At 66.9% G+C, this 248-nt stretch carries 1 protein-coding gene; it reads right to left on the bottom strand.

Features of this window, described 5'->3' with window-relative positions; translation table 11 throughout:
* Positions 1–248: FtsW/RodA/SpoVE family cell cycle protein (locus tag ACQG3P_RS21320; RefSeq protein WP_426806167.1), on the bottom strand; the 248-nt coding region annotated here is incomplete at both ends.

Genomic DNA, 248 nt, shown 5'->3' with positions numbered 1-248 from the left:
TCTGCGGCCACGGCGCTGGCACGGGCCGGCGCATCGACCGGCGCGGCATCATCATGTTCTGCCGCGCCCATGCGCACGGCCTGGCGGCGCTCGGCACGGTCCAGTTCGTAGGACACTCGCAGCAGCAGGCCCATCGCCACGCAGGTCATCAGGATGCTCGAACCGCCAGACGAAATCAGTGGCATGGTCAGGCCCTTGGTCGGCAGGATGCCCAGGTTCACGCCGATCGAGACGAAACTCTGCATGCT

The sequence above is a fragment of the Stenotrophomonas sp. SrG genome, assembly GCF_050031795.1.
In the GTDB taxonomy this organism is placed as follows: Bacteria; Pseudomonadota; Gammaproteobacteria; order Xanthomonadales; family Xanthomonadaceae; genus Stenotrophomonas; species Stenotrophomonas rhizophila_A.
This window is presented reverse-complemented; position numbering and strand designations above follow the sequence as displayed.